At 34.7% G+C, this 2,808-nt stretch carries 1 protein-coding gene; it reads right to left on the reverse strand.

Annotation, left to right across the window (positions count from 1 at the left end; genetic code table 11):
- Positions 1–425: 425 nt before the first annotated feature.
- Positions 426–2,063, reverse strand: a complete 1,638-nt coding sequence (locus F6K40_RS20895) for a CocE/NonD family hydrolase (protein WP_293139031.1) — start codon at positions 2,061–2,063, stop codon at positions 426–428.
- Positions 2,064–2,808 lie beyond the last annotated feature (745 nt).

Here is a 2,808-nt window from a genome sequence, read left to right on the forward strand (position 1 = left end):
AGATAGATGGAAAAATTTGATGAGAAAAAACAAGCGTTTATGGGAAGTTACACAAGATAAGAAGATTTCCTGAATATTTGATTCTCTTTGAGCTAGGAAATTTAATTGAATAAAAAGTCATGCGTATGGGCGAGTTACCCCTTATAGTATTTATGATATCACAAAAATTGTGAGGATGGAACCCAAAATTCTTCGACGCGCCGATTTTTTTCGGGGAGCTTTAGAGAATGAAAATGTTGGTGGTTTTCACCCTAGGAGGGATAAATGGAAATATTTGATCGGGGAAAAACAAGGATTTATGGGGCGCTGCACAAGATGAGAAGATTTTGCGTATTGCTCTTGAGAAAAATTTCTGAATACTCAATCATCTCTGAGTAAGGAAAATTAATTGAATAAAAAATGAGGTACTGATAACTGATAACTGATCACTGATAACTGATAGCTACTCCCTTAGATAGAGAAATTACAGAAGGATAATTTTTCCCTGAACTAACAGTTATCGTAATAATTTTTGCATCAATTAATCGAACTTCCCCTGGTGGTTTATCTATCCCTGGATTAATTAAATAAGCAGGAAAACAAGCAGCACTTAAACTCAATCTTATAGCATTACCTTTCTCAATTTTCATACAAGTTGGTTGTAAACAAATTTTCACTGGTAAATCATTATCAACAACCTTAATATAACCTTGAGTAAAATTGTAAACATTGCCATTTTGTGTCACTTCAGACAATACGGCAGAAAGGTCAAAACTACTCGTATCTGCCGTACAATATACATCGACAAAAATATCTCCCGCTATGTGTAAATCTTCAGTTAAAAATTCAGAAGTATAAGTCAAAATATCAGTGCGACAATCTAATTCTGAACGATCAAAAGAACCTGCCGGAAATGTTGCATGACCCCCCAATCCAGGAACAGGTCGCCAAGGGTCATGTACGAATGTATCATCAGCAGAAATATCCTGGCAACTTTCCGTGAGTTTTCCCGAATCTTCTCTAATATTAGCAAGTCCTGTACTAGCTAAATAATAGAACTTATAATTATTACCAGGCCAGGAATCAAAATTACGCCATTCGTTACTTCCCATCTCAAATAAAGAAACAGGCGATCGCTCAAATATGCCTGTATTTATTCCTTTGAGAAATTGGTTGAACCATAATATTTGTAAATCATCTATAGGGTTAGAAGCTGCTAAACCATAATTTATAGCTCCTACTTTTCTTCCCCAAGGAATATGAGACCACGGACCGACGATTAATTTTTGTAAGAATTTACTCCGACCTATCATTTCTTTATATAAATGAATTGTACCTCGTAAATAGGTATCAAACCAACCACCGATATGTAACATTGGTAGGTCTACATTTTCCATATTTGGCGATAGGTTTTGCCAATATTCATTAGGTTGAGAATTTTCTATCCACTGATGGTAAAAAGAATCTTTTGCATACTCATTAATCACTTTGGGTAAAGCAGGAACTGTAGTAGATAAAGGCAAATTTCTCGAAGCTTGATAAAGCTCTTGATAAGATTTTTCATCTCTCCGTAAACGAGCAGTTTCTGTTGCTAGTTGAACTGCCCAACCTAGGTTTGTTTGTAGACAGAAAGCTCCCCCTTCATATGCCCAATCTTTATATAAATCATAACCTATCATTGCCGGACAAATTGTTTTTAGACCTGGAGGTTTAGCACTAGCAGCATATAGTTGAGTCATGCCTTGATAAGAAAATCCATACATTCCTATTTCGCCAGTGCTACCTGGTAAATTTGCCGCCCAATTAATAGTATCAATTCCATCTTCAATTTCATGGGTAAATAATTGAAATTTACCTTCGGATGTACCTCTACCTCGGACATCTTGAATAATCACAATATAACCATGAGAAGCGTACCATTTTGGATGAGCATAAACTACCGTTGAGGCGATCGCTCTACTGTATGGTTGTCGCATTAATATTACTGGAAATTCACCTTTTGCATCAGGGCGATAAATATCAGCATCTAAACGTATTCCATCTCTAGTCAACATGGAAGTAGTTTCTTTGGGTAAAATTTTCATTTTAATATTTATAAGTAATACTAAATCTCGCGCATTGTTGCTACATCTCCTTTTTTCTCAAGCTAGCTAATTAAGTAGATATAGTCGAAAAATTTGATTTTCATCTTGACAGATAAGAAAAGCCAAAATCGGAATTTTTCAGTAATTGTTTAATTCTTCCTGTTTCGGTCTTCCCACGTCGGTTTTCCTTTTTTCTCAAGCTAGCTAATTAAGTAGATATAGTCGAAAAATTTGATTTTCATCTTGGCAGTCATAAAAGCCAAAAATCGGAATTTTTCAGTAATTGTTTAATTCTTCCTGTTTCGGTCTTTCCACTTCTGTCTTCCTTTTTTTTCAAGCTAACTAATTAAGTAGATATAGTCGAAAAATTTGATTTTCATCTTGGCAGTCATAAAAGCCAAAAATCGGAATTTTTCAGTAATTGTTTAATTCTTCCTGTTTCGGTCTTTCCACTTCTGTCTTCCTTTTTTTTCAAGCTAACTAATTAAGTAGATATAGTCGAAAAATTTGATTTTCATCTTGACAGATAAGAAAAGCCAAAATCGGAATTTTTCAGTAATTGTTTAATTCTTCCTGTTTCGGTCTTCCCACGTCGGTTTTCCTTTTTTCTCAAGCTAGCTAATTAAGTAGATATAGTCGAAAAATTTGATTTTCATCTTGACAGATAAGAAAAGCCAAAATCGGAATTTTTCAGTAATTGTTTAATTCTTCCTGTTTCGGTCTTCCCACGTCGGTTTTCCTTTTT

It is taken from the genome of Okeania sp. SIO3I5 (assembly GCF_010672085.1).
Lineage (GTDB): Bacteria > Cyanobacteriota > Cyanobacteriia > Cyanobacteriales > Microcoleaceae > Trichodesmium.

What these genes read in the sequence shown, in the direction of transcription:
- F6K40_RS20895 (WP_293139031.1), bottom strand. Translation starts at nt 2,063, where the DNA reads ATGAAAATTTTACCCAAAGAAACTACTTCCATGTTGACTAGAGATGGA.